At 69.1% G+C, this 24,941-nt stretch carries 21 protein-coding genes, 1 pseudogene and 1 riboswitch; of the genes and pseudogenes, 12 read left to right on the top strand and 10 right to left on the bottom strand.

Annotation, left to right across the window (positions count from 1 at the left end):
- Positions 1-2 precede the first annotated feature (2 nt).
- Positions 3-659, bottom strand: coding sequence for a DUF3043 domain-containing protein (locus HUN08_RS10775; protein ID WP_124247805.1), 657 nt, complete (start codon positions 657-659; stop codon positions 3-5).
- Between the two features lie 69 nt (positions 660-728).
- On the opposite strand from HUN08_RS10775, the gene HUN08_RS10770 reads away from it, so the two are divergent.
- The 3 genes from HUN08_RS10770 to HUN08_RS10760 all read left to right on the top strand — a co-directional run bounded on the left by HUN08_RS10770 (position 729) and on the right by HUN08_RS10760 (position 3,279).
- Positions 729-1,790: a glycerate kinase gene (locus HUN08_RS10770; RefSeq protein WP_174900916.1), complete on the top strand. Its 1,062-nt coding sequence runs from the start codon at positions 729-731 to the stop codon at positions 1,788-1,790.
- Positions 1,791-1,816: 26 nt separating this feature from the next.
- Positions 1,817-2,176, top strand: a complete 360-nt coding sequence (locus HUN08_RS10765) for an iron-sulfur cluster assembly accessory protein (RefSeq protein ID WP_124247776.1) — start codon at positions 1,817-1,819, stop codon at positions 2,174-2,176.
- A 125-nt stretch (positions 2,177-2,301) separates the two neighbouring features.
- Entirely contained in the window at positions 2,302-3,279 is a 978-nt protein-coding gene (locus tag HUN08_RS10760; protein ID WP_124247777.1) for a carbohydrate kinase family protein, read from the top strand.
- 5 nt (positions 3,280-3,284) lie between these two features.
- Here the strand turns inward: HUN08_RS10760 and HUN08_RS10755 are convergent, their stop codons facing one another.
- Positions 3,285-4,148, bottom strand: a complete 864-nt coding sequence (locus HUN08_RS10755) for a LysR family transcriptional regulator (RefSeq protein ID WP_124247778.1) — start codon at positions 4,146-4,148, stop codon at positions 3,285-3,287.
- A gap of 121 nt (positions 4,149-4,269) precedes the next feature.
- Between HUN08_RS10755 and HUN08_RS10750 the strand changes: the two are divergent.
- Positions 4,270-5,481: pseudogene (locus HUN08_RS10750) on the top strand (NAD(P)/FAD-dependent oxidoreductase); the annotation flags it as partial.
- Between the two features lie 45 nt (positions 5,482-5,526).
- Here HUN08_RS10750 and asnB read toward each other — a convergent pair.
- Positions 5,527-7,452 (bottom strand): asparagine synthase (glutamine-hydrolyzing), encoded by a 1,926-nt coding sequence (asnB, locus tag HUN08_RS10745; protein WP_124247779.1) that lies wholly within the window; start codon positions 7,450-7,452, stop codon positions 5,527-5,529.
- Positions 7,453-7,697: 245 nt separating this feature from the next.
- On the opposite strand from asnB, the gene HUN08_RS10740 reads away from it, so the two are divergent.
- Positions 7,698-8,825: a cytochrome c oxidase subunit II gene (locus HUN08_RS10740; RefSeq protein ID WP_124247780.1), complete on the top strand. Its 1,128-nt coding sequence runs from the start codon at positions 7,698-7,700 to the stop codon at positions 8,823-8,825.
- 10 nt (positions 8,826-8,835) lie between these two features.
- Entirely contained in the window at positions 8,836-9,252 is a 417-nt protein-coding gene (locus tag HUN08_RS10735; protein WP_124247781.1) for a cytochrome c oxidase subunit 4, read from the top strand.
- 650 nt (positions 9,253-9,902) lie between these two features.
- Here HUN08_RS10735 and HUN08_RS10730 read toward each other — a convergent pair.
- The 4 genes from HUN08_RS10730 to HUN08_RS10715 are packed head-to-tail and all read right to left on the bottom strand — an operon-like array spanning position 9,903 to position 14,249.
- Complete coding sequence (locus HUN08_RS10730; protein ID WP_124247782.1) at positions 9,903-11,528, bottom strand: cytochrome bc complex cytochrome b subunit; 1,626 nt, start codon at positions 11,526-11,528, stop codon at positions 9,903-9,905.
- Positions 11,525-12,679 (bottom strand): ubiquinol-cytochrome c reductase iron-sulfur subunit, encoded by a 1,155-nt coding sequence (locus HUN08_RS10725; protein ID WP_124247783.1) that lies wholly within the window; start codon positions 12,677-12,679, stop codon positions 11,525-11,527. Before HUN08_RS10725 ends, HUN08_RS10730 begins: the two co-directional genes overlap by 4 nt.
- The gene (locus HUN08_RS10720; protein WP_124247784.1) at positions 12,676-13,593 is read right to left on the bottom strand and encodes a c-type cytochrome; all 918 of its coding nucleotides are present in this window, start codon (positions 13,591-13,593) and stop codon (positions 12,676-12,678) included. The genes HUN08_RS10725 and HUN08_RS10720 overlap by 4 nt, the downstream gene beginning before the upstream one ends.
- A gap of 41 nt (positions 13,594-13,634) precedes the next feature.
- Entirely contained in the window at positions 13,635-14,249 is a 615-nt protein-coding gene (locus HUN08_RS10715; RefSeq protein ID WP_124247785.1) for a heme-copper oxidase subunit III, read from the bottom strand.
- Positions 14,250-14,418: 169 nt separating this feature from the next.
- On the opposite strand from HUN08_RS10715, the gene trpD reads away from it, so the two are divergent.
- A complete protein-coding gene (gene trpD / locus HUN08_RS10710) occupies positions 14,419-15,489 on the top strand; it encodes an anthranilate phosphoribosyltransferase (protein ID WP_124247786.1) in 1,071 nt (356 codons plus the stop codon).
- A gap of 5 nt (positions 15,490-15,494) precedes the next feature.
- Here the strand turns inward: trpD and HUN08_RS10705 are convergent, their stop codons facing one another.
- Positions 15,495-15,770: an Lrp/AsnC family transcriptional regulator gene (locus tag HUN08_RS10705; RefSeq protein ID WP_124247787.1), complete on the bottom strand. Its 276-nt coding sequence runs from the start codon at positions 15,768-15,770 to the stop codon at positions 15,495-15,497.
- A gap of 14 nt (positions 15,771-15,784) precedes the next feature.
- Positions 15,785-17,617, bottom strand: coding sequence for a DEDD exonuclease domain-containing protein (locus HUN08_RS10700; protein ID WP_301546990.1), 1,833 nt, complete (start codon positions 17,615-17,617; stop codon positions 15,785-15,787).
- A 491-nt stretch (positions 17,618-18,108) separates the two neighbouring features.
- Between HUN08_RS10700 and HUN08_RS10695 the strand changes: the two genes are divergently transcribed.
- From HUN08_RS10695 to HUN08_RS10675, 5 genes are all read left to right on the top strand, one after another.
- Positions 18,109-18,264, top strand: coding sequence for a hypothetical protein (locus tag HUN08_RS10695; protein WP_165353442.1), 156 nt, complete (start codon positions 18,109-18,111; stop codon positions 18,262-18,264).
- A gap of 118 nt (positions 18,265-18,382) precedes the next feature.
- A riboswitch (cyclic di-AMP (ydaO/yuaA leader) is annotated at positions 18,383-18,551 on the top strand.
- Between the two features lie 10 nt (positions 18,552-18,561).
- Positions 18,562-19,287: a C40 family peptidase gene (locus tag HUN08_RS10690; protein WP_124249066.1), complete on the top strand. Its 726-nt coding sequence runs from the start codon at positions 18,562-18,564 to the stop codon at positions 19,285-19,287.
- 143 nt (positions 19,288-19,430) lie between these two features.
- Entirely contained in the window at positions 19,431-20,420 is a 990-nt protein-coding gene (locus tag HUN08_RS10685) for a C40 family peptidase (protein ID WP_301546989.1), read from the top strand.
- Between the two features lie 38 nt (positions 20,421-20,458).
- On the top strand, positions 20,459-21,808 hold the full coding sequence (locus HUN08_RS10680; protein ID WP_124249064.1) for a hypothetical protein: 1,350 nt from the start codon (positions 20,459-20,461) through the stop codon (positions 21,806-21,808).
- The gene (locus HUN08_RS10675) at positions 21,781-22,956 is read left to right on the top strand and encodes a glycosyltransferase family 4 protein (protein ID WP_124249063.1); all 1,176 of its coding nucleotides are present in this window, start codon (positions 21,781-21,783) and stop codon (positions 22,954-22,956) included. Before HUN08_RS10680 ends, HUN08_RS10675 begins: the two co-directional genes overlap by 28 nt.
- A gap of 89 nt (positions 22,957-23,045) precedes the next feature.
- Here the strand turns inward: HUN08_RS10675 and HUN08_RS10670 are convergent, their stop codons facing one another.
- The gene (locus HUN08_RS10670) at positions 23,046-24,872 is read right to left on the bottom strand and encodes a long-chain fatty acid--CoA ligase (protein WP_301546673.1); all 1,827 of its coding nucleotides are present in this window, start codon (positions 24,870-24,872) and stop codon (positions 23,046-23,048) included.
- Positions 24,873-24,941 lie beyond the last annotated feature (69 nt).

Genomic DNA, 24,941 nt, shown 5'->3' with positions numbered 1-24,941 from the left:
GGTTAGCCCGCTTCGCCGTGGGAGACCTGGGGTTTCGGCACGCGCAGCCGGCGCATCTGCAACCCGCGCGCCGCGGCGTACCAGCCCAGGCGGAATCCGCCGTCGGTCGATTCGGGGAAGCGTTCGCGCACCTTGCGGTTCACCATCCGGCCCAGGTAGACCGAGTCGGCCACGACGAGCAGGACGAAGACCAGCAGGGCGATGCTGACGAGCCCGGAGAGTTTCGGCAGCCCGTAGACGAGCACGATGAACACCAGCGCGACCGGGGTGAACAGCCCGGCGAAGTTGCGGCGCGCGTCGACGAGGTCGCGGGCGTAGCGGCGCACCGGCCCCTTGTCCTTGGGGAGCAGGTACTCCTCGTCGCCCGCCAGTCGGCGTTCGCGCATCTCGTTGCGCAGGTCGCGCTGCTTGGCACGTGCCTGCGCGCGGTCCTCCTTCGACATCGTCGAGCGCAATTCCTTGCGCCGTGCCCGCGCCTCGGAGCGATTCTGCGGCGGCGGGGCGACCGGGCCGCGCTTGCGCTCCGCCTCGCGCCGCTTGGGCGTCGGGCGCCCCTTGCTCTCGGTGTAGGCGGACTTGCGGGTCATTTCGGGGGACGGCGACTCGTCGACGGCTGTCTCGATCGCGTCGGCGTCGTCGGTGCTGCGCTGCCACGGCATTCTCACCCTTGCGAGCCTAGGCGATCAACGCCGCGCCGGACATTGCCGGGCTGCCTATACTCACCGACCATGTCGTTGCGCGTCGTCGTGGCCCCGGACGGGTTCGGCTCGACGATGACGGCCGCGCAGGCCGCCGCCGCGATCGCACGCGGGTGGTCGTCGGCTCGGCCCGGCGACGAGGTGATCGTCAAACCCCAGTCCGACGGCGGCCCGGGTTTCCTCGACTGCCTGGCGGGCGTCGGTGCGCGGCAGGTCGCGACGGTCTCCGGGCCGCTCGGCGAGCCGGTGCGCGCGGCGTGGCGCGCGGGGCCCGACACCGCCTACCTGGAGGTGGCGCAGGCCTGCGGCCTGCACCTGGTGGCCGATCCCGACCCGCACACGGCCTGGGCGGCGAGTAGCCGCGGGGTGGGGGAGCTCCTGCGGGCCGTGTTGGCCGATCCCGCGGTGCGGACCGTCGTCGTCGGACTCGGCGGCTCGGCCGGCACCGACGGCGGGCGCGGGATGATCGAGGCGCTCGGCGGGTTCGACGCGGCGCGGCGCGCGTTCGCCGGGCGGGAGCTGGTCGTCGCGTCGGATGTCGACAACCGGCTCACCGGTCCGCTGGGCGCCGCCGCGGTGTTCGCCCCGCAGAAGGGGGCCGACCCGCCGACGGTGGCACGTCTGCAAGAGCGGCTCGCCGGATACGCCGCCGAGTTGGACGCGGTCGCCGGGCGCGCGGTCAGCGGCGAACCCGGCTCGGGTGCGGCGGGCGGTATCGGCGCCGCGTTGCTGGCAGTGGGGGCGCGGCGCGTCTCCGGTGCCGACCTCGTCGCCGAGGCGACCGGCCTGCGCACCGCCCTGCGGGGCACCGACATCGTGCTGACCGGGGAGGGGAGGTTGGACGCCCAGACCGCGGCGGGAAAGGTGGTGGCCCGTGTCGCCGCGGCAGCGGACCCGTCGTCGCGGGTCGTCGCGCTGGTCGGGGAGAACGCGCTCGACGATCCGGCGTCGATCGGGCTGAGCGCCGTGTACACGCTGATCGACCACTCGGGTGGCCGCGACCGGGCCCTACGCGACGCCGAGCAGGTGCTGGAATCCCTGGCGGCCCTCGTCGCGGCGGGAATAGACGGCGATGGAGTACCGTTGACCTGAGCGACCTGACGACGAGGGAGTCACCCATGACCGTTTCGAACGAGACCGAAACCAAAGCCGCGACCGGCGTCAACCTGACCGATACCGCGGCCGCCAAGGCCAAGGCGCTGCTCGACCAAGAGGGCCGCGACGACCTGGCCCTGCGCATCGCCGTGCAGCCCGGTGGTTGCGCCGGCCTGCGCTACCAGCTGTTCTTCGACGACCGCTCGCTCGACGGCGACGTGGTCAGCGACTTCGGCGGCGTCAAGCTCGCCGTCGACCGCATGAGCGCGCCGTATGTCGAGGGTGCCACCATCGACTTCGAGGATTCCATCGAGAAGCAGGGGTTCACCATCGACAACCCCAACGCCACGGGCAGCTGTGCCTGCGGCGACTCGTTCAACTGACACTCGCGCGACTGAACCGAGCGCCGGGCTGACCGGCGTCGCGTCGACGGGGCGGTGCACGGCCATAGCGGCTGCGCGCCGCCCCTTCGCGTGTCGGCGGCACGGCATTGGGTAGCGTGGCCCGCGTGTCTATTGCTGTGTGCGGGTCCCTGGCCACCGACCATCTGATGAAGTTTCCGGGCAAGTTCTCCGAGCAGCTGCTCGCCGACCAGCTCGAACATCTCTCGTTGAGCTTCCTGGTGGACGATCTGGTCGTGCGCCGCGGCGGCGTCGGCGGCAACATCGCGTACGCGATCGGCGAACTCGGCGGCTCGCCCAAGCTGGTGGCCGCGGCCGGCTCCGACTTCGAGGAGTACCGCGTCTGGCTCGTCGACCACGGGGTGGACTGCTCGGGGGTACGGATCTTCGACACCGCGCACACCGCGCGGTTCATGTGCACCACCGACGAGACGATGGCCCAGCTGGCCAGCTTCTACCCGGGCGCGATGATCCGCGCCCGCGAGATCGGCCTGATCGAGGTGTTCGACCGGATCGGACGGCCCGACCTGGTGCTCATCGGCGCCGACGACCCCGACGCGATGGTCAACCACACGCGCGCTTGCCGTGACGCCGGGATCGATTTCGCCGCCGACCCGTCGCAGCAGCTGGCCCGCCTCGACGGCGAGACCGCGCGCGACCTCGTCGACGGGGCCAAGTACCTGTTCACCAACGAGTACGAGTGGGGATTGCTGCAGCAGAAGACCGGGCTGTCGGCGCAGGACGTCGCGCGACTGGTCCAGGTCCGGATCACCACGCGCAGCGAGAACGGCGTCGACATCGTGCCGTCGGACGGCAGCGACGCCATCCACGTGCCCGTCGTCCCGGTCCAGAACGCGATTGATCCGACGGGGGTCGGCGACGGATTCCGCGCCGGTTTCCTCACCGCGCTCGAAGGCGGGCTCGGCTTCGAGCGAGCCGCGCAACTCGGCTCGATGGTCGCCGTGCTGGTCCTGGAGAGTGATTCGACGCAGGGCTGGACGTGGAACGCCGACAAGGCCGATGCGCGGCTGCGCGACGCGTACGGGTCGGACGCGGCGAGCGAGATCGCCGCGCTCTTCGCCTGAGCGGGCTACCGGCGATAGCCGCGGGTCAGCTCGGTCAGCACCTCGGCGACCAGCGGATTCGGGGTGGCGTCGGTGCGCAGCACCGCCGAGACCGGGAGGGTGAACTCCAGGCTGCGGCGGCAGACCAGGCCCGGGACCAGCGGGTCTTCGTAGAGCAGCGTCCAACTGTCCGGGTGGTTGATCATCTCGAAGGCGACCGGGTGGCCGGGCCGGATGTCGGGGCCGAAGGTCGGCTCGACGCCGGCCCGTGTGAACACCCGCTCCACCAGCCTGCGCAACAGCACCTGCTCCTCGGGCGGCGGTAGGAGCAGCGGGTAGTCGGCGAGTTCGGCCGGCGTCGGACTGTTGGCGAGATGCGCCAGCGGATGCCGTGCCGCGAAGGTGACCACCGGTTGGTCCACCCACAACGGATCCAGGTAGAGGCCCTCGTGCTCGACCGTGCCCCGCACCAGCGCAAGGTCGGCCTCGCCGGCGGCCACCGCGGCGATCCGCTGGGCGAAGGGCTTGAGGAGGAAGTCGATCTCCGCCTCCGGGTGCCGCTCGCGCACCGCGGAGACCGCGCCGAGTGCCGCCCTGGCAAAGGTCATGTTGGCCGCGATCCGCACCCGGTCGTGTCTGGGGGCGACCGCCGCCGCGGCGTCGTCGCGCAGGCGCAACATCTCCTGGGCGCGGGGGAGCAAGACCTGGCCGGCCTCGGTGAGGGTCACCGACCGGCCCGAACGCTCGAAGAGTTCGACGCCGAGTTCGCGCTCGAGTGCGGCGACCTGATGGCTCACCGCCGATTGGGAGACGAAACACGACTGCGCCGCGCGGGAGAACCCGCCCTGCGTCGCGACCGCCACCAGGTATTCGAGCTGTCGGAACTCCACTCGCCCATCGTATGAACAAGACAGATGGTTGTCATCTAGAAACAGCAGTTCATCGCGGTTGAAGCCCGGCCGAGTCATCGATCAAGGTGGTGGTATCAGCTCTTCGATCCAAGGAGAAGTCATGCGGAGCACCACCGCGGTCGTGATCGGCTCGGGATTCGGCGGCCTCGCCGCCGCCAAGCGACTCGCCAAGTCGAAGGTGCCGACGGTGTTGATCTCGGCAACCGACGAGCACCTGTTCCAGCCGCTGCTCTACCAGGTCGCGACCGGCGTCCTGCCCGCCGCCGAGATCGCCCCGCCGATCGCCGGCGTGCTCGAGGCCAAGGAGTCGATCGACGTCGTCCGCGGATATGTGACCGCCGTCGACGCCGAGGCGCGGATCGTCACCTATCGCACCGACGACGGGGAGACCGAGATCGCCTACGAGTACCTGGTCGTCGCGGCCGGGGCCTCGCAGGGCTACTTCGGGCACGACGAATGGGCGGGGCGCACCTTCGCGTTGAAGACCCTCGACGATGCCGTTCGTCTGCGCGCCCACCTGCTGGAGTGCTTCGCGGCACCGGCCGACGACGAGCCGGCACACACCTTCGTCGTCGTCGGCGGCGGGGCCACCGGTGTCGAGCTGGCCGGTCAGATCCGCGAGCTGCGCACCCGCCACTTCACCGACGTCCCGGCGCAGGTGTACCTCATCGAGGGCGCGGGTGAGCTGTTGCCGGTCTACGGCGGAGAGCTGTCCGCCTTCACCCGGCGCACGCTCGAGGGCGCGGGCGTCACCGTGCTCACCGACAACCTCGTCACCGCCATCGACGACGGCCGGGTGGTCGTCAAAGACGCCGACGGAACCGAGCGGGAGATCGCCACCGACACCGTCGTCTGGTCGGCCGGGGTCCAGGCGACCCCGCTGGCCGGGGTGATCGCGGCCGCCACCGGATGCGACGCCGACCGCGCCGGACGCCTGCTGGTCAACCCCGACCTCACCGTGGGAACTCGCGCCGACGTCTTCGCGATCGGGGACATGACCAGCCTGAAGGGGTATCCGGGTCAGAGCCCCGTCGCGATGCAGGAGGGGCGCCACGTCGCCGACATGATCCGTCGCAAGACGCCCGTCGGCACCGAGTTCGAGTACCTGGACAAGGGCAGCATGGCCGTCGTCAACCGGCACAACGCCGTCGTCGACGCGCCCTTCGGCATCCGACTCACCGGCCTGCTCGGCTGGTTCACCTGGCTCGCTGTGCACCTGTTCTACCTGGTCGGCTTCCGGAACCGGTTCGCGGCGGTCGCGTCGTGGTTCCGCGCCTTCGGCGGGCGCGCCCGACCGGGTTTCGACGAGGTGCGCACGGCGGCGGGTCCGGCCCCGGAGCGGGACCGCGGTATCCGGCTAGAGCCGCACCGGGTAGTCGCGGTCGGTGATGACCGGCACGATCGTCTTCTCGACGAAGATGCCGTGCCACACCATGAAGATCAGGACGTTCCAGATGCGTCGGCTGTTGTCGACCGCACCCGCGCGGTGCTCGTCGAGCATCTGTAGCACGAACTGCTTGTCGACCAGGTGATCGGTCTGCGAGTCGGCGATGATCTGGTGCGCCCAGTCGTACATCTCGGTCTCGGCGAGCCACAGGCGGATCGGCACCGGGAAGCCCAGTTTGCGGCGATGCAGCACATGCGGCGGGATGATCTCCTCGATCGCCTTGCGCAGCGCGTACTTGGTGGTGCCGTGGGCGATCTTCTCGTCGGCCGGTAGGGCCGACGCGACGCGCCACACCTCGTTGTCGAGGAAGGGCACGCGCAGTTCCAGCGAGTTGGCCATCGTCATCTTGTCGGCCTTGACCAGGATGTCGCCGCGCAGCCAGGTGAACAGGTCGAGGTGCTGCATCCGGGCCACCGGGTCCCAGCCGGCAGACTCGGCGTAGATCGGCGCGGTGACGTCGGTGTGCGTCCATTCCGGGCGGTAGTCGCGCAGCACCTTCTGCAGCCGCGCGTCGTCGAAGCTGCGCGCATTGCCGTAGTAGCGCTCCTCCAGCGACATGGAGCCGCGGTGCAGCAGGCTCTTGCCGCGGGTGCCTTCCGGGATCCGGTCGCTGATGCGTCCGGCGGTGCGCCGGGCGAATCCGGGCAGCTTGTCGAATCCGCTCAGCGACAGCGGCTCCTTGTAGATCGTGTAGCCGCCGAACAGCTCGTCGGCGCCCTCGCCGGACAGCACGACCTTGACGTGCTTGCGGGCCTCCTTGGCCAGGAAGTACAGCGGGACCAGCGCGGGATCGGCGACCGGGTCGTCGAGGTACCAGACGATCTCGGGGATGGCTTCGATGAATTCCTGCGGGCTCACGACCTTGATCTCGTGGCGCACGCCGATCGCCTGAGCCGTCTCCGCGGCGACGTCGATCTCGGAGTAGCCGTCGCGCTCGAAGCCGGTCGTGATGGTGATGAGGTCGGGATTGTGCTGGTGGGCGAGTGCCGCGACCAGCGTCGAATCGATGCCGCCGGAGAGGAACGACCCGACGGTGACGTCGGCGCGCATGTGCTTGGCCACCGAGTCGCGCAGGACCGCGGTGATCTCGTCGTAGCGGGACTGCCGGGTCTCCGCGGTGAACGGCACCACGTCGAACCGCGGGTTGAAGTACCGCGTGATCGCCGGCGCCTGGCCGGGGGAGAGGGTGGCGTAGCACCCGGATTCGAGGCGACCGATGTTGGTGTGCAGCGACTCGGGCTCGGGTACGTACTGCAACTCGATGTAGTGCTCGAGCGCGCGGTGGTCGAGGTCGGCGCCGAGGGCGAGGCGGTCCAGGAGTTCGAGGAGGCTCTTCTTCTCGCTGCCGAAGGCGGTGCCGCCCGGGCCGGTGGCCAGGAACAGGGGCTTGATGCCGAAGGGGTCGCGGGCGAGGAAGAGCTTCCGCTCGGCGGTGTCCCAGATGGCGAAGGCGAACATGCCGCGCAGGCGCTGCACGGCGAGCGGTCCCCAATAGTGGAAGGCGGCGACGATGACCTCGGAGTCGCCCTCGGTGTGCATCGGGGCGTCGAACTCGTCGCGCAGCTGTTCGCGCAGCTCGACGTAGTTGTAGATCTCGCCGTTGAACACGAGCGCGTACCGGTCCGGGCTCTCGGCCGGCCCCCAGCGGAGCGGCTGGTGGGAATGCTCGATGTCGATGATCGAGAGACGGTTGAAGCCGACGACGAGATCGTCGTCGTGCCAGGTGCCCGATTCGTCCGGTCCGCGATGACGCATGCAGTGCGACGCGTCGGCGACCAGGTCGACGGCGGTGGCCGCCGAGGCGTCGGCGGTCAACAGGCCCAGCAGTCCGCACACGGTGTTCTTGCCCCACTTCCTCCAGCCGGCGTCGGCGCCCGGCTGATCACAACGTCGTGTCGAGTATGCCGTAGCCGACCGGGCGATACCGACTCGCCTGCGACCACGCCCCCAAACGCAACAGTTTGGGCGGGTTGGTCTACGCTGCGTAGTACTAGATGCAAGAATTGTCTTGCAGTCATGTTGCGTGGAATTTGGGCGCGCGCGGGCCGAGGGTCGGCGCGTGGCCGGGTGAGCAGGAAGGCATGAAATTGGCACACGATGAACGGTCCACGGCGCGGCGCGCCATGACCGCATCGCGCAAGGTCAAGCGGGTCGGCCTAGTCGCCGCACTGGGCCTCGCCGCACTGGTCATGACCGGCTGTGGGCCCCGCGAGGCCCTCCGCTTCGGCTGGCCGACCGGCGTGACGCCCGAGGCGAAAGAGATGGGTCACCTGTGGACCTGGGCCGTCATCGCCTCGTTGATCGTCGGCTTCATGGTCTGGATGGTCATCTTCTGGTGCATCACCTTCTTCCGCCACCGCGACGGCGACGACTCCTTCCCGCGGCAGACCGCGTACAACATGCCGGTCGAGCTGACGCTGATCACGCTGCCGTTCCTGGCGATCGCGGTGCTCTTCTACTTCACCGTCGTCGTCGAGAACAAGGTCGAGGGCAAGCCCTACGACCCGGGCGTCACCGTCGACGTCACCGCGTTCCAGTGGAACTGGAAGTTCGGCTACGACCAGATTCGTGACCCGCTCAACGGTCCGAAGGCCGGGGAGAAGAGCTACGTCGTCTCCAACGGCAACCCCTTCGACCTGCAGGCGCAGCGCGAGACCGAGCACGGCAAGCAGCTCCCGTTGCCGGCCGGTGGTCGCAGCGACAACGTGCGCGACTACCTGAAGTACTCGAGCATCGAGACGCTGGGCACGCCGACCGAGATCCCCATCCTGGTCCTGCCGGTCGACACGCCGATCCAGTTCAACCTGGCCTCGGCCGACGTCATCCACTCCTTCTGGGTGCCGGAGTTCCTGTACAAGCGCGACGTGATGCCGTTCCCGAAGCAGAACCATCAGGACCCGAGCTTCCAGATCGAGAAGATCACCCGCACGGGTGCGTTCGTCGGCCGCTGCGCCGAGATGTGCGGCACCTACCACGCGATGATGAACTTCGAGATCCGCGCGGTGAGTCAGAAGGATTTCCAGCGCTACATCGCACTGCGCGCCAACGACAAGTTGAGCAACGCCGCGGCGCTGGAGGCCATCTGCCAGGAGCCCAAGTCGGTCACCACGGTGCCGTTCGAGACGCGCCGCAAGACCGGCGGTGACACCCCGAAGTACCTCGGCAACGCGTTCGACACCCGGCTGTCCAACTGCACGCCGCGAACCTAGGAGCATCTGAATGAAAATCGAAGCTCGCATCTTCGAGTTGCTGACGGCGTTCTTCCTGATCGGTGCGGTCGCCTACACGATCTTCACCGGTATCTCGCGGACCGGCATCGAGTGGGCCGGCGCCACCGCCTTCTTCTTCTCGGCCGGTCTGACGCTCATCACCGGAACCTACTTCCGGTTCGTCGCGCGCCGCGTCGAGATCCGCCCGGAGGACTACGACGAGGCCGAGATCGAGGACGGCGCAGGCGAACTGGGCTTCTTCAGCCCGCACAGCTGGTGGCCGATCCTGGTCGCAGGCGGCGCCGCGATGTTCGCGGTGGGCTTCGCGACCCGTAACTTCTGGTTCTCGATCGTCGCCGCCGGGATCATCGTGATCACCGCCGCCGGACTGGTCTTCGAGTACCACTGGGGTCCCGAGAAGCACTGACCCCGGTTCACTAGACGACGCGAGACCGCCGCATCCCGTCGGGGGTGCGGCGGTCTCGTTGTTTTCCCGACTCCCGCCGAGTGGGCACCCCAACCCCGTCGACTGGGCACTCCAACCACGTCGACTGGGCACTCCAATCCTGCCGACTGGGCACCCGAATCACGCCGAGTGGGCACCCGAATCACGCCGAGTGGGCACTCCAACCACGTCGAGTGGGCACTCCAACCACGTCGAGTGGGCACCCCAACCACGTCGAGTGGGCACCCCGAGCACATCGAGTGGGCGTAGCGCGCTGCCTGAAGGTGGGTGAATCTGAAGCGGGCACGCGTCGGTGGAGCGACGTGTATCCGTAGTACGCCGGCACTGAGATTGACGGCAGGCGGCAGATGGTCACGCGAGCTGCCCGTCAATGGCCGGGAGACTCATCTCCCCGGGCCGACGAGCGCAAGTCGACGGCGTCGAGGTGCCCACTCGGCGTGATTCGGGGTGCCCAGTCGGCGGCCTCGGGGTGCCCACTCGGCAGCACTTGGACGGCGCACCCAATCGGCCCGGGGCCCGGGGGGCACCGGGTATGAGAAAGGCCGCCAGGAACGATCCTGGCGGCCTTTCAGCTGGCTTCTGCCAAGCCCTACAGGGCGCGGCGGGAAACCCTAGTCGAGCGGATTGCCGTTCTGGGCCTGCAGCTCGCGCAGGACCTCGTGCTCGGCGACGTGGCCCTTGTGCTCGAGCTCGGCGTTGATCTTCTGCTCCTCGGGCGGATCGGCGAACAGGAGTCCGCCGGTACCCGGGGAGCCCGCGGCACCCAGCTTGTTCATCTTCTTCGGGATCGCCGCACCCTCGTAGGGGAGCGGGATCGGGTGACCGTGGTCGTCGACCGGGCCGAGCGGCTGGTGCACCTCGATGTACTCACCCTGCGGCAGGCGCTTGATGATGCCCGTCTCGATTCCGTGCTCGAGGACGGCGCGATCGCTGCGCTGCAGGCCGATGGCCCAGCGGTAGGCGATGAAGTACGCCAGCGGCGGGACGATGAGCAGGCCGATACGACCCATCCACGTCGTCGCGTTCAGCGAGATGTGGAACTTGTACGCGATGATGTCGTTCATGCACGAGATCGTGAGGATCGCGTAGAAGGCGATGGCCATCGCGCCGATGCCGGTACGCACCGGAACGTCACGGGGCCGCTGCAGCAGGTTGTGGTGCGCGTCGTCGCCGGTGAGGCGCTTCTCGATCCACGGGTAGCTGAACATCAGGCCGAACACGATCGTGATGATCACGACCACCCAGAAGATCGCCGGGATGGTGTGGTTGCCGATGTAGATCTCCCACGGCGGCATGAGTCGTGCCGCGCCGTCCGTCCACTGCATGTAGATGTCGGGCTGCGATCCCGCGGACACCTGCGCCGGGTTGTACGGCCCGATCGTCCACACGGGGTTGATCTGGAAGACCCCGGCCATGACGGCGAGCAGGCCGAAGGTGATGGCGAAGAACGCACCGGCCTTGGCCGCGAACACGGGGAGGATGCGCACGCCCACGACATTGCGCTCGGTACGACCGGGGCCGGGGAACTGCGTGTGCTTCTGGTACCAGACGAGAGCCAGGTGGGCGCCGATCAGCGCCAGGATGATCGCCGGGAACAGCAGGATGTGCAGCACGTACAGACGCGGGATAATGATGTCGCCGGGGAAGTCGCCGCCGAACAGCGCCCAGTGGATCCAGGTGCCGACCAGCGGGATGCCCAGGACGATGCCGCTCATCGCGGCGCGGACGCCGGTGCCCGACAGCAGGTCGTCGGGGAGCGAGTATCCGAAGAATCCCTCGAACATGGCCAGGACCAGCAGCAACGAGCCGATGATCCAGTTGGCCTCGCGCGGACGGCGGAACGCACCGGTGAAGAAGATACGCGCCATGTGGGTGATGATCGACGCCGCGAACAGCAGGGCCGCCCAGTGGTGGATCTGGCGGACGAACAGGCCGCCGCGCACCTCGAAGGAGATGTTCAGCGTCGTCTCGTACGCGCGGCTCATCAGGACGCCGTTGAGCGGCTGGTAGTCGCCGTGGTAGGTGACGTGCGCCATCGACGGGTCGAAGAACAGCGTCAGGTACACGCCGGACAGCAACAGGATGATGAACGAGTAGAGCGCGACCTCGCCCAGCAGGAAGGACCAATGGGTCGGGAAGACCTTGTTGATCTGTCGACGCATGCCCGCGGCGAGGTGATACCGCGAATCGACTTCTTCAGCTTGCTGCGCGAGGCGTCCGCCGATGCTTGTCGTCATGATTTCCGCTCCCAGAAGGCCGGTCCGACGGGCTCGATGAAGTCACCGGCGGCGACCATGTAGCCCTGGTTGTTCACCGTGAGTGGCAGCTGTGCCAATGCCCGCGCAGCCGGTCCGAAGATGGGCTTTGCGTACTCCAGTGCGTTGAACTGCGACTGGTGGCAGGGGCACAGGATGCGATTGGTCTGCTGTTCGTACAGCGAGGTCGGGCAGCCGAGGTGGCTGCAGACCTTGGTGTAGGCGTAGTAGTCGCCGTAGTTGAAGCTCTCCTGGCCCTTGCGCTTGATGACCTTCGCCGAGTCCTCGGGGCGCAGGCGGATGAGCATCACCGGGTTGCGCACGGAGCGCAGGCCCTCGAGCAGCTTGTGGCGCGACTCCTCGGTCTCGCCGTGCCCGTCGGAGGGACGCCACGGGAAGACCGTCTCCATGCCGCCGGCGTCGAGATCCTCCGGGCGGATCAGCGCGACCTGGTAGGGGTTACCGGTGTCGCGACGCAGGAAGATCGTCTCGTTGGGGTTGTCCGCCGGGTTGTAGATCGGGGACCAGCCCGAGTGCCACAGCGGTGACTTCTCGCGCAGTGCCCACGGGTTCTTGATGAATCCGCCGAGAGCGGCGACCAGGCCGGTGAGGGCGAAGGCGCCCAGACCGAACGCGGCCGAGCCGAGGATCATCTTGCGACGCGGCAGCGTCGACGTCTCCAGGGCGTTGCCGAGCAGCGCGCCGGTCGTCTTCTTGTCGACTTCGTTGGAGCCGCCGTCGTGACGGTCCTGCACGGCGATCTCGGCGGGGATGAACCGCTTGGTGATCTGGACGATCGCGATGCCGATCGAGAGGATCGAGAGGCCGAAGGTGATGCCCAGCAGCGGCGTGTTCAGCGAGTAGAGCCAGTAGTTCGGCTTGCCCGGCATCACGAACTTCCAGTGGTTGAACAGGAAGACGATCAGGCAGGCGAGGGCCGAGATGCCGGCCAACGTGAACCAGAAGGCGACGGCACGTGCTGCGCGCTTCTCGGCGCGGGTCCCCGCGACGGGGAACCGCGGTTCGCGGTGGAGAATCTCGACGCCGTCGAGGTTCGTGCCGAGTTTGACCAGCTCGTCCTGGCTCATGTCGGCGAGTTCTTCGCTCGACGGGGTGTTTTCGGTAGCGCTCATGACCGCGATCCCATCCACATTGCGAAGGCGACGATGGCGCCGATGCCGATGACCCACATGGCCATGCCCTCGCTCACCGGACCGAAGCCGCCGAGCCCGAGTCCGCCGGGCTGGTGCGACTCCGAGGAGTACTTGATGAAGCCGATGATGTCCTTCTTCTCCTGAAGGGACAGCTGGCGATTACTGAACTTGGGCATGTTCTGCGGCCCGGTCAGCATCGCCGTGTAGATCTGCTGCTCGCTCGGCGGGTCGAGGTTAGGGGCGAATTTGCCCGACGACAGCGCGCCGCCGCGACCGGTGAAGTTGTGGCAGGAGGCGCAGTTCAAACGGAACAGCTCGCTGCCGCGGCCCAGGTTGGTGCCGCGCAGCGAAGCCTGCGCGACGATCGGGATGCCGTCGGCGTCGGTCTTCACCGTGCCGTCGGCGTTGCGCTCGTAGTACACCTGGGGTCCGCCGGACACCGACTGGATGTACTTGCCGAGCTGGGTGATCTGCGCCTCGGTGAACTTCGGCGGCTTGCGCGTGACCTGCGCGTCGTTGCGGACCGCGGGCATGCGGCCGGAGGCCACCTGGAAGTAGACGGCGGCGTCGCCGACGCCGATCAGCGACGGTCCGCGGTCGGCCACACCCTGCAGGTTCGTGCCGTGGCAGCTGACGCAGGACGTGTCGTAGAGCTTCTTGCCCGCGTCGATCAGCGCCTGCGACTGCGAATTCGGGTCGGCGACGGCGACCTGCGCCTTCGGCGTCAGCAGCGCGGTGATGACGCCGGCGCTGACCAGTCCGGCGAGGAGCAGAATCGTGCCCGACGCACGGCGGCGCAGCTTGCGCCGGCTCTTGGCCGCGCGAGCGGCGGTGCTGCTGGGCGCCGGGGCCGGATCGGCGTTGGCGTGATCCGAGGGTGGAGATGTACTCATCTGTGACTCTCTACTAATACGGACTACCGGGGCTGAGGTTCTTAACGGATGAAGTAGATCGTGACGAACAGGGCGATCCACACGATGTCGACGAAGTGCCAGTAGTACGACACGACGATCGCTGCCGTGGCCTGCGCCGGCGTGAACTTCGACAGCCAGGTGCGGGTCAGCAGGAAGAGGAACGCGACCAGACCGCCGATGACGTGCAGGCCGTGGAAGCCGGTGGCCATGTAGAACACCGAGCCGTAGGAGCTGCTCGCCAGCGTCGTGCCGTGTTCCACCAGGTGGTGGTACTCGTAGGCCTGGCCGGCGACGAAGAACGCGCCCATGATGAAGGTCAGGATGTACCAGCGGCGGAGGCCGAAGACGTCGCCGCGCTCAGCGGCGAAGACGCCCATCTGGCAGGTCACCGACGAGAGGATTAGGACGGTCGTCACCGGGACGGCGAGCCAGAGGTTCAGTTCGGTCGGCTCCATGGGCCAGTGGCCGGTGGAGTTGTTCGCGCGGGCGACGAAGTACATCGCGAACAGCCCGGCGAAGAACATGAGCTCACTGGAAAGCCATACGATCGTGCCGACGCTGACCATGTTGGGACGGTTCAGCGAGTGCACCCGAGCCGTAATGGCCGTTGACGGGGTACTTGCAGCGCTAGTCACACAAGAAGTATGACGGTTCGTAGTAAAGCGTGACCACCGGGGTCGACAAATTGGTGCAACATTTTGCGGCGGCCCAGGTCGGACCAGGTCGCGCCGTCGCTCCCCGGCGTGTCCCGCGCAGTATTCCGGTCGGAAATCGGGCACCGGAGCACTCGTTTAGGGTGGACGCGTGACCAGTAGTCAGTCGGAATTGAGTTGGCCGTTCATCCTCGGTTTGGTCTCGGAGAATCGAGACCTGACCTCGGCGCAGGCGCAGTGGGCGATGAACGAGATCATGGCCGACTCGGCGACGAGTGCCCAGATCGCGGCATTCGGGCTGGCGGTGAAGATGAAGGGGGCCGCGCCGGCCGAACTCGACGGGCTCGCCGAGGCGATGCTCGCCCATGCGACGCGGGTCGACCTCGCGGGTACCGCGATCGACATCGTCGGCACCGGCGGCGACCGCTCCCACACCGTCAACATCTCGACGATGACCTCGATCGTCGTCGCGGCGGCCGGGATCCCCGTCGTCAAGCACGGGAACCGGGCGGCCTCCTCCAAGAGCGGCGGGGCCGACGTCCTCGAAGCGCTCGGGGTGACGATCAACCTGGGCGCCGACGCGGTGGTCCGATGTGTGGCCGAGGCGGGTATCGCCTTCTGCTTCGCCCCGGTGTTCCACCCGGCATTCCGTTTCACCGGACCGCCCCGTAAGGAACTCGGCGTCCCCACCGTGTTCAACGTGCTGGGACCGCTCACCAACCCGGCTCAGCCGCGCGCCGGGCTCATCGGGTGCGCCTTCGCCGATCTCGCGCCGGTTCTCGCGCAGACCTTCGCCGACCGCGGGTCGTCGGTGCTGGTGGTCCGCGGCGACGACGGCCTCGACGAGCTGACGACGACCAGCACCTCGACCATCTGGCAGGTCGTCGACGGGGTCGTGACCGAGCATCACATCGATCCGCAGGCCGATCTCGGCATCGACCGCGTCGAGCTGTCCGCACTGCAGGGCGGGGATGCACAGGACAACGCGGTGGTCGCGCGCGATCTGTTCGCCGGCGCGGTCGGCCCGGTGCGCGACGCCGTGCTGCTCAACGCCGCCGGTGCGCTGGTCGCCGCCGAGCAGACGGCGCCGATGACCCGCGACGACCTCGTCGCGGCGCTCGCCGCGGGAATGACGCGGGCCGCCCACGCGATCGATTCGGGGGCCGCCGCACAGATCCTCGAGCGCTGGGCCACGGTGAGCGGCGAGCTGGCGCAGGACTGAAGCGGCTATTCGCCGACGGAGAAGCCCGCCTCGGTCTCGCTGCTCGCATAGCTGCGGAAGGCGATATGGGTCGTGGTGCGGGCGACCCCGGGCAGCCGGTTGATCCGGTTGGTGACGACTTCGGCGACCTGCTCGTGGTCGCGGACCCGGACCTTGGCGATCAGGTCGACGTCACCCGCGCAGGAGTACACCTCGGTGACTCCGTCGATGTCGGCGACGTCCTGGGCGGTCTCCGGGATCGAATGGACGTCTGCGGTGATCAACACGAAAGCGGTCAGCATGGGACCAAGGGTAGTCATCGGTGCCCCGCGGGTTCTCGGCTTCGCCCGTCGGTAGTCTCCCGACTCCGCGCCGCACGGGCCCGGACGGCCCATCCCTCCCAGCCGCAGGCGCTGAACCGGGGCAGTGCCAGGCCGCCCGACGCGTCGACGATCCGGGCATCGGCCGCGGTGATCCAGCGGTAGACGAGCGCGGCCTCCTCGGGGGCCGCGCCGTGGAGCGGCCCGGCGGAGGGGATCACCGTCTCCGCGGCCGCGATCACGGCCTCGACGACGGGCATCGGCGGGGTGTGTGCGTCCGCGGTACCCGCGCCAGCCAGCCGGCCGTGGCGGACCACCGCGAACCGCCACCCGCCGGCGGGCCCGGGCCGGGCCACGACGAACTGCTCGAGGTCGCACAGCGCCCGGAGCCGGTGGCACCGGGCGAGTGCGGCCACCACCGCGGCGAGACTGTCGCGGTGGCGCGCGGCGGTCTCGAAGTGCTCGGCCTCGGCGGCCGCGGCGACCGTCGCGGCCAATTCGTGCAGTGCGGCGTCCGAGCGTCCCGCGACGACGTCCAGGGCGGCGCGCACCCGGGGGAGGTAGTCGGTCACCGACTCGGGAATCGGGCTGGCCGCGGCGCAGTCGCCGGGACCGGCCCGGGTCGCCGGGACGGCAGTCGAGGAACTTGGCCCGCGCACCGGCCCCGCCGTCGGAGATACCGGTCTCGTCGTCGGAGATACGGAGTGGGGCGGGCACCAGTGGTAGTCCCGGCGCGCGCCCAGGCGGGTGGTGCAGGACCGCAGACCGGTCGCTCGCGTGAGTGCATCGGCCACGGCCTGTGCGGTGGCCCGCTGCGGGATCGGTCCGATCGATGTCGGCTCGCCCAACGGGCCGGGCTCCGGACGCGCGGACCGGCCGACGGTGAAGCGCGGGAAGCGCTCCTCGGTGAGCGAGACCCACCAGCCGCGCCTGGGTTGGGTCGAGCGCCGGTTGTAGGCGGGGTTGTGCGCGGCGAGCAACCGCAGTTCGCGGACCCCGGCTTCCAGGTCGTGGGCGCAGACCACGTGGTCGACCCTGCTCGACAACGCCACCATCTCCGCGATCCGGGGGCGGGAATCCCCGGCGAAGTAGGACCGGACCCGGCGGCGGAGGTCCACCGCGGTGCCGACGTACAGCACCTCGTCGCCGCATCCGCGGAACAGATAGACACCCGGCGCGCGCGGCACGCGGTCGGCGAGATGGCGTTTGGCCCGTTGCGCGGGGGTGGCCCGCGGGAGGAAGTCCAACAGTTCGGCAAAGGTGCCGACGCCCCGGTTCCCGATGCGTTCGAGCAGGCCGTGCAGGACGTCCACCGTCGCCCGTGCGTCGTCGAGGGCCCGGTGCGTCGGAGTCGTCGTCGCGTCGAAGAGCGCGGCCAGCGCCGACAGCCGAACAGCGGGGGCCTCCTCGCGGGTCAGGACGCGGCGCGCCAGCGCCACGGTGCACAGCGTCGCGGGGAAGTGCCAGTCGAGTCCGAGGCGGTTTGCCGACGCGGTGAGGAAGCCGAGGTCGAAGCGGGAGTTGTGTGCGACGAGCACGCTGCCGCGGGCGAACTCGAGAAAGGCGGGCAGGACCTCGCCGATCGTGGGTGCCGCGACGACCATCGCCTCGGTGATCCCGGTCAGCGTCACGATCTCCGTCGGGATCGGACGTCCCGGGTCGACCAGCGTCGCGAATTCTCCGACGACCTCGCCGCCGCAGATCCGCACCGCGCCGATCTCGGTGATCGCGTCACGTTCCGGGCTGCCGCCGGTGGTCTCCAGGTCGACGACGACGAACGGCGTGGTGGCCAGCGACTGGTCGATTCCGCCGTGGACGCTGGCCGACATCTCCGCCGCCTCGGCGGCGGTCGGCGGTCGGCGGTGCGATCCGTGCCCGCGCGACCGGCCGGCCCGGTCGCGGTTCGCCGGCCCGGGCAGCCCGACACCGGGCAAACCCACGTCGGCGAACGACAGCTGCTCGGCGGTGCGGTCGGAGTCCATGTTGCGAACGCTAGTTCGAGGGTCGGACAACGCCGGGGAGGGCGCGGCAGAGGTTCATCGGCCGGGGCTTGTCAGGGGTCGCCGTTAGCGTCCTGTTATCGGCTCCGCGAGGCCGTCCAGCGCCCATCCGGCGGTGTCGCGGGACCGGGGAACTCCCGGTGAATACGAGGGGAACCGCTCGAAAACAGCTTGACAGGACGAGATGAGATGGAGATCACATGAGGATCGATTGCGAGAGCTGCCCGGGCCGCCCGGCGGCCTGCGACGGCTGCATGATGTCGGTACTGGTTGGTGCCGATGCGGCACCTCACCCTGGGGAAACACCCAGGGTGGCAACGGTGGCCGAACAGCGCGCCGACCTGCTGGTGGCCATCGCCAATCTTCGGGAAGCGACGCTCGTCACATCCGCCGAGGCCAGGGCCGCGCAGGGGCGGATCGTCCCACGTGAGGGTGGTTCGAGCGAACGGTTTCTCACCATCGTTCGCGCAGGGTAAAGTTTGGCGCTGGCTCACCGTCGCAAAGAAATCTGCGGAAGTGTTGGACATCGGCTCCACGTTTTCGTAACCTTTTTGAGACATTGCGGAACGTCACGCTTCAACAGAAGTGATCCGCGGGAGTCAATCGCTGAGTCACCCCGCAGGGGTGAACCGGGGACCCACCTGGGCCGCAAGGCCCGCAACGGGGTGAATCGCCGCGCCTGAACAGCTCGTCAGGCAACGCGTAGGGCATCTTCCAGCCCGAACCCGACAGCTAACCCGGTAAGCGCAGGGAGATAGAAGGAGACACTTCTCGTGGCCAAACATCGTTTGGAACAGCCGAGCCGCGGCACCAAGGCGGCGAAGGGCGCGGTCATCACCGGCGCCATCGCCATGGGTTCGCTCGCAGCCGGCCAGGCCGCCGCCAGCACGGTCACGTTGCCGCACCTCGGCAACGTCGAACTCGGCGCCCTCGGGGACCAGATCAACAACTCGCGGCACCATGCGACCAAGGGCAAGTCCCTGAAGGTCAAGAAGGCCTCGAAGACCAAGGCTCCGGCGCAGCCCGGCGCGCAGGCCCAGGTCCAGGTGCCCAACGTCGGCACCTTCTCGATCCCGGGCATCGCGCAGAAGGACATCCCCAAGGAACTTCAGCCGAACGTCAAGAAGGCCCCCGGCCTCCTCGGTGCCGTCCGCCAGACCGTCGCCGACAAGGCCGTTCACAACGCGGAGAGCAAGATCGGATCGCCGTACTCCTACGGCTCGGCCGGCCCGAACGCCTTCGACTGCTCGGGCCTGGTCTACTGGTCCTACAAGAAGGCCGGCAAGACCATCCCGCGTGACAGCTACGGCCAGCTCAGCCACGGCAAGGCCATCGCTTACAAGGATGCCAAGCCCGGAGACGTGCTGATCTTCAACGGCGGCAGCCACGCCGGCATCTACATCGGCCACGGTGAGTTCATCCACTCCGAGACCTACGGCGTCCCGGTGCACAAGGCCAAGGTCAAGACCTGGGCTCTTACCGGTGTCCGCCGCTACTGAGCACGACCAGCTTTGAGGTGGCGGGCGTCCCGGGATTGTATTCGCGGGAGGTCCGCCGTTCCTCGTTCTCAGGAGTCAGGACTATGGGAATCGTGAAATCCGTGGAATCGGGCCGTCGGCGCATCGTCGTCACCGCGGCCCTCGTGTGCGCGGTCGCCGCGGCGGGAATCCCCGCCGCCACCGTGACCGCCGCCCCGCCGCGCTCGCCGGGCCAGCTCGTCGCCGACTACAAGAAGCTCAACGACGAGGCCGAGCGCTCCGCCGAGGCGATGCACAACGCGACGATCGAGTACGACAAGCAGAAGGCGATCCTGGATCGCTCGCGCCGCGCCGCGACCGCCGCGCAGCGCAAGCTCGATTCCACCGCCGACCTGCAGCGCCACCTCCAGGGCCGCGTCGACGGTGTGCTGCGCGCCAGCTACCGCGGCGCCCGCGTCAACCGCCTCTACGCGCTGCTGACGAGCGATTCGCCGCAGCAGATGCTCGACCAGATGTCGGCGCTCGACATCATCTCCCGCGACGCGACGCGCAACCTCAACAACCTGACCAAGACGCGTGCGGCCGCCGTGGCAGCCAAGGACGAGTCGGCCAAGGCGACGACCGCGGCCAACACCGCGATCGCCCAGGTGGAGAAGGTCCGCGGCGATCTGCAGGCCAAGCGGGCGACGCTCCAGCTGAAGGCCGTCCAGATCCGCGCGGTCTACCAGTCGATGACCGGCCAGCAGCTCGCCGAGCTGCGGGGGCCCAAGTTCGACTTCAACCCGAACATCGTGCCGAAGGGCACCGCCCCCGAGTTGGTGGCCGTCCAGGCCGCGCTGACCCGGATCGGCGACCCGTACGTCTGGGGTGCCACCGGGCCGAACCAGTTCGACTGCTCGGGTCTGATGGTGTGGTCGTACCGGCAGGCGGGTAAGAGCCTGCCCCGCTCGAGCGAGGCGCAGCTCGGCGCCGGAGTGCCCGTCAGCCGCGACCAGCTCCAGCCCGGCGACCTCATCATCTACTATCCGGACGCCCACCACGTCGGCATGTACATCGGCGACGGCTACGTGATCCACGCCTCGACTTTCGGCGTTCCCGTCAAGGTCGTCCCGATCGACGGGGCCGGTCCGTACCAGGCCGCGCGCCGCGTCTAGCCGTCGAAGTGCGGGCGCGTTGGCTATGCGTCGGCGTCATGCTGGCCACCGTCGGCCTGGTGTCGTCCTGCGGTCGGCCGGCGTCGCCGTCGACGAGTAGCCCCGCCTCGGCGAGTCCCACCGACGTCTTCGAACAGCAGCGGACCGACGGGGTGAACTCCCTGCTCGACAAGCTCGACAAGGCACTCCTGCACGGGCGGCCCGCCGATCTCGATGCCCTGCTGGACCGCTCCGCGTCGAAGACGTTCCGGCAACAGCTGCACGTCGCCCAGGACAATCTCAGTTCGGCCGGAGCCGCTCCGTCTCCCGCTCCCCGGGCCGGCGACCCGGCACCGGTGCGCTACCGGATCTATCAGCACTTCATCGGCAGCGCCGACGCGGAGGAACTGGTGCCGGACGCGGTCGCCAACCGGTTGGCCGCCGAGGGCAGCAGCGACAACTGGGTCTCGCCGGTGCGACTGCGGTTCGCGCTCGGCGGTACCGGCGCTCCCGGACTCGACGAACCCGAGATCGAGATCGACACGCCGCTGGTCGTCGCGCGCTACGACGACGAGTGGAAGCTGGTGGGGGACCTGGCACTGTTGGGCCGACCCGCGACGGGGGCCGGGCTGTGGAGCTTCCCCGGAGCGCGGGCGCAGACCGCGCAGACGGCCGGCGGACAGTCCGTGGTGGCCTCCTACCCCCAGTCACGCGACCTCGCCGCGCGGATCACGGCCCTGCTGCCGGACTCGGTGCGCGCGGTGTCGGCGTTCTGGGGGGCCAACTGGCCCCAACGCGCACTGGTGGTGACCGCCGGCACCGACCAGCAGTTCGCCGCGCTCGCCGCCAGTCCGGACTCCGACACCGCCGATGCCGCCGCGGCGACCGTGTACACCGCCCTCGACGTGCCCAACCACACCGTGACCGGGCAGCGGATCGTCTTCACCCCCGCCGCGCGCCTGCTCCCGCCCGCGATGCTCGCCGTCGTCCTGCGCCACGAGTTGAGTCATGTCGCGGTGCGCCTGGCCACCGGCGTCGACACGCCGCTGTGGCTCGCCGAGGGGTTGGCCGAATACGTCGGGCGCAAGGGCAGTTACAGCCGGTTCGACGACGTGGCCCCCGACCTTGCCGCCGCCACGCGCACCGGCACGCCGCCGAGCTGGCCCACCGACGAGGACTTCACCGTAGACTCGCAGCGCGCGGCGCTCGCCTACCAGTCCGCGTGGTCGATCGCCGCCTTCGTCGCGCAATCCCGATCCGAGGACGCATTGCGCAAGATGTACCTGGGGGTGGCGGGGGCCGCCGATCCGGAGGCTGCCAAAATCGCCTTGGCGAGCGCCGTGGGAGTGCCGCAAGGGGAATTGGAGCGTCAGTGGCGGGCATGGGTGCGGAAGCAGTCCGGCGGGTGAGCGGTTCGGCGGCACCGATCGGACGCACCCTGCTGATCACCAACGATTTTCCCCCGCGCCCGGGCGGAATCCAGTCCTACCTGCAGAATCTCGTCGACCTGCTGCCGCCGGAACAGATCGTCGTCTACGCGCCGCGCTGGCGGGGACGCTCACATGTCGAGTTCGACGCGGCGGTGCCGTACACGGTGGTGCGCCACCGGACGACCCTGATGGTTCCGACGCCGCTGGTGGCGCGGCGGGCCGCCCGCCTGGTCCGGGAGCACGACATCGAGAACGTGTGGTTCGGCGCGGCCGCCCCGCTGGCCGTGCTGGCGCCGGTGGTGCGCCGCGCCGGTGCGCGACGCGTGCTGGCCTCCACGCACGGACACGAGGTGGGGTGGTCGATGCTGCCCGTGGCGCGGCAGGTACTGCGGCTGATCGGGGAGGGAACCGACACCGTCACCTTCGTGAGCAAGTACACCCGGGGGCGGTTCGCCGCCGCCTTCGGACGCCACGCCGCCCTGGAGTACCTACCGCCGGGGGTCGACGTCGACCGGTTCCACCCGGACGCCGCGGCCCGCCGCCGCATCCGGGAGCGCCACCAGCTGGGGGACCGGCCGGTGGTCGTCTGTCTGTCCCGCCTGGTGCCGCGCAAGGGACAGGACATGCTGATCCGCGCGTTGCCCGCGATCCGGGAACAGATCCCCGACGCCGCGCTGCTCATCGTCGGCGGGGGACCCTACGCGGAGACCCTGCACGAATTGGCCGCGGTCAGCAGCTGCGCCGACGACATCGTCTTCACCGGATCGGTCCCCGGCGAGGAACTGCCGGACTACCACAACGCCGCCGACGTGTTTGCGATGCCGTCGCGGACCAGGGGCGGCGGGCTCGACGTCGAAGGACTCGGGATCGTCTACCTGGAGGCATCCGCGTGCGGCGTCCCGGTGATCGCCGGCGACTCCGGCGGGGCACCGGAGACCGTGATCCCCGGGCGCACCGGTCTCGTCGTCGACGGTAAGTCGCGACGCCAGATCGCCGACGCCGTGGTCGAGATCCTGTCCGATCGCGCACGGGCGCGACGGATGGGCGCGGCCGGACGCGAGTTCGTCGAGCAGCAGTGGCAGTGGCCGCAGATCGCCGCGCGATTGGTCCGCCTGCTCACCGCCTGACCGGCCGGGTGCCCAGTCGGCGTGCTCTGGGTGCCCACTCGACGTGGTTGGGGTGCCCACTCGGCGGGGTTGGGGTGCCCACTCGGCGGTCAGTGCTGGTAGAGCGCGTCGATGTCGGCGGCGAACTTCTCCGTCACGACGTTGCGCTTGACCTTCAGCGTCGGGGTCAGCTCGCCGGTCTCCTCGGTGAAGTCGACCGGCAGGATGCGGAACTTCTTGATCGCCTCGGCGTGGGACACGGTTTTGTTGGCCTCGTCGACGGCCGTCTGGATCTCGGTGCGCAGCGCCGCGTTGTCGACGAGATCGGCGGTCGGGGTATCGGCGGGGATCCCGGCCCGCGCCTTCCAGGCGGCCAGCGCCTCGGCGTCGAGCGTGATCAGGGCGCCGATGAACGGCTTCTGGTCACCGACGACGAGTGCCTGCGAGACGAGGGGATGCGCGCGGATGACGTCTTCGAGTCCGGCGGGCGACACGTTCTTGCCGCCGGCGGTCACCAGGATCTCCTTCTTGCGGCCGGTGATGGAGAGGAAGCCGTCGCGGTCGACCTTGCCGATGTCGCCGGTGTGGAACCAGCCGTCGGTGATCGCCTCGGCGGTGGCCGTCGGGTTCTTCCAGTAGCCGGCGAAGACGACCCCGCCGGAGAGCAGGATCTCGCCGTCCTCGGCGATCCGGACCGCGTTGCCGGCGATCGGCCGGCCCACCGTGCCCACCTTGACCGCGCCGGGGGTGTTCACCGAGAAGGCGGCGGTGGTCTCGGTCAGGCCGTAGCCCTCGTAGACCGGGATCCCGATGCCGGAGAAGAAGTGACCGAGCCGGGCGCCGAGCGGGGCGCCGCCGGAGATCGCCAGCTCACAGCGGCCGCCGAGGGCGGCGCGCAGCTTCGAGTAGACGAGCTTGTCGAACACGGCGTGGCGAACCCGCAGCGCGATACCGATGCTGCCGCGCTCGCGAGCCGAGTTGTAGGCGATGGCGGTATCGGCGGCGGCGTCGAAGATCTTGCCCTTCCCGTCGTCGTGGGCCTTCTGCTGCGCGGTGTTGAAGACCTTCTCGAACACCCGCGGTACCGAGAGGATCAGGCTCGGACCGAAGGCCCCGAACTCGGGTACCAGGTTGGGGATGTCGTTGTAGAAGCCGACCGACACGCCCGCCCGCATCGCCACGAGGGTGATCGCGTGCGCCAGGACGTGGGCCATCGGCAGGAACATCAGCAGGCGCTTGCCCGGTTGGAGCAATCCCCGCAGCCCGCCGGCGAGCACTCCCTCCACCTCGCTGAGCAGGTTGGCGTGGGTGAGCATGCATCCCTTGGGGCGTCCGGTGGTGCCCGAGGTGTAGATCAGGATCGCCGGATCGTCGGCCCGACGACTGGCCCGCCGGGCGGCCACCTCGTCGTCGGTGACGTCGCGCCCGGCCTCGACGAGGGCGTCGATCGCCCCGGGCCCGCCGTCGACCGGGTCGATGGACCATTGCAGCGCCAACCCGGCCGCGATCTCGGTGCCGGCGATGACCTCGCGGTGTTCGGCGGTCTCGGAAATCAGGGCGTTGGCCTCGGAATCGCTGCAGATCCAGTCGATCTGCGGACCCGAGGAGGTCTCGTAGATGGGTACCGTCACCGCACCGGCGGTCCAGATCGCGAAGTCGATGAGCGGCCACTCGGTGCGCGTCGAGCTCAGCAGCGCGACCCGGTCGCCCGGCTTGATGCCCGCCGCGACGAGGCCCTTGGCGATCGACGTGACGCGGGCGGCGAAATCGGCCGCGGTGAGCGGGAGCCACTGCCCGTCGGCGGCGCGGTCGAGCACGACTGGGTGGTCCGGCGTCTTGGCGGCCAGATCGAAGACGATGTCGGGGCAGGTGGCGGTGTCACCGATGGTGAAGGACGCGGGCACGGAGTACTCGGATGGCAAGAGACTGCCTTTCACGATTGGGACGGTTGGCGCGGACACAATCGTATCGGGGTGGGTCCGCACCGGTGTCCCGCGGGCATGTGT

It is taken from the genome of Gordonia sp. X0973 (genome assembly GCF_013348785.1).
Lineage (GTDB): Bacteria > Actinomycetota > Actinomycetes > Mycobacteriales > Mycobacteriaceae > Gordonia.
The sequence above is the reverse complement of the archived record's forward strand: the minus strand, read 5'-3'. Positions and strand labels throughout refer to the sequence as shown.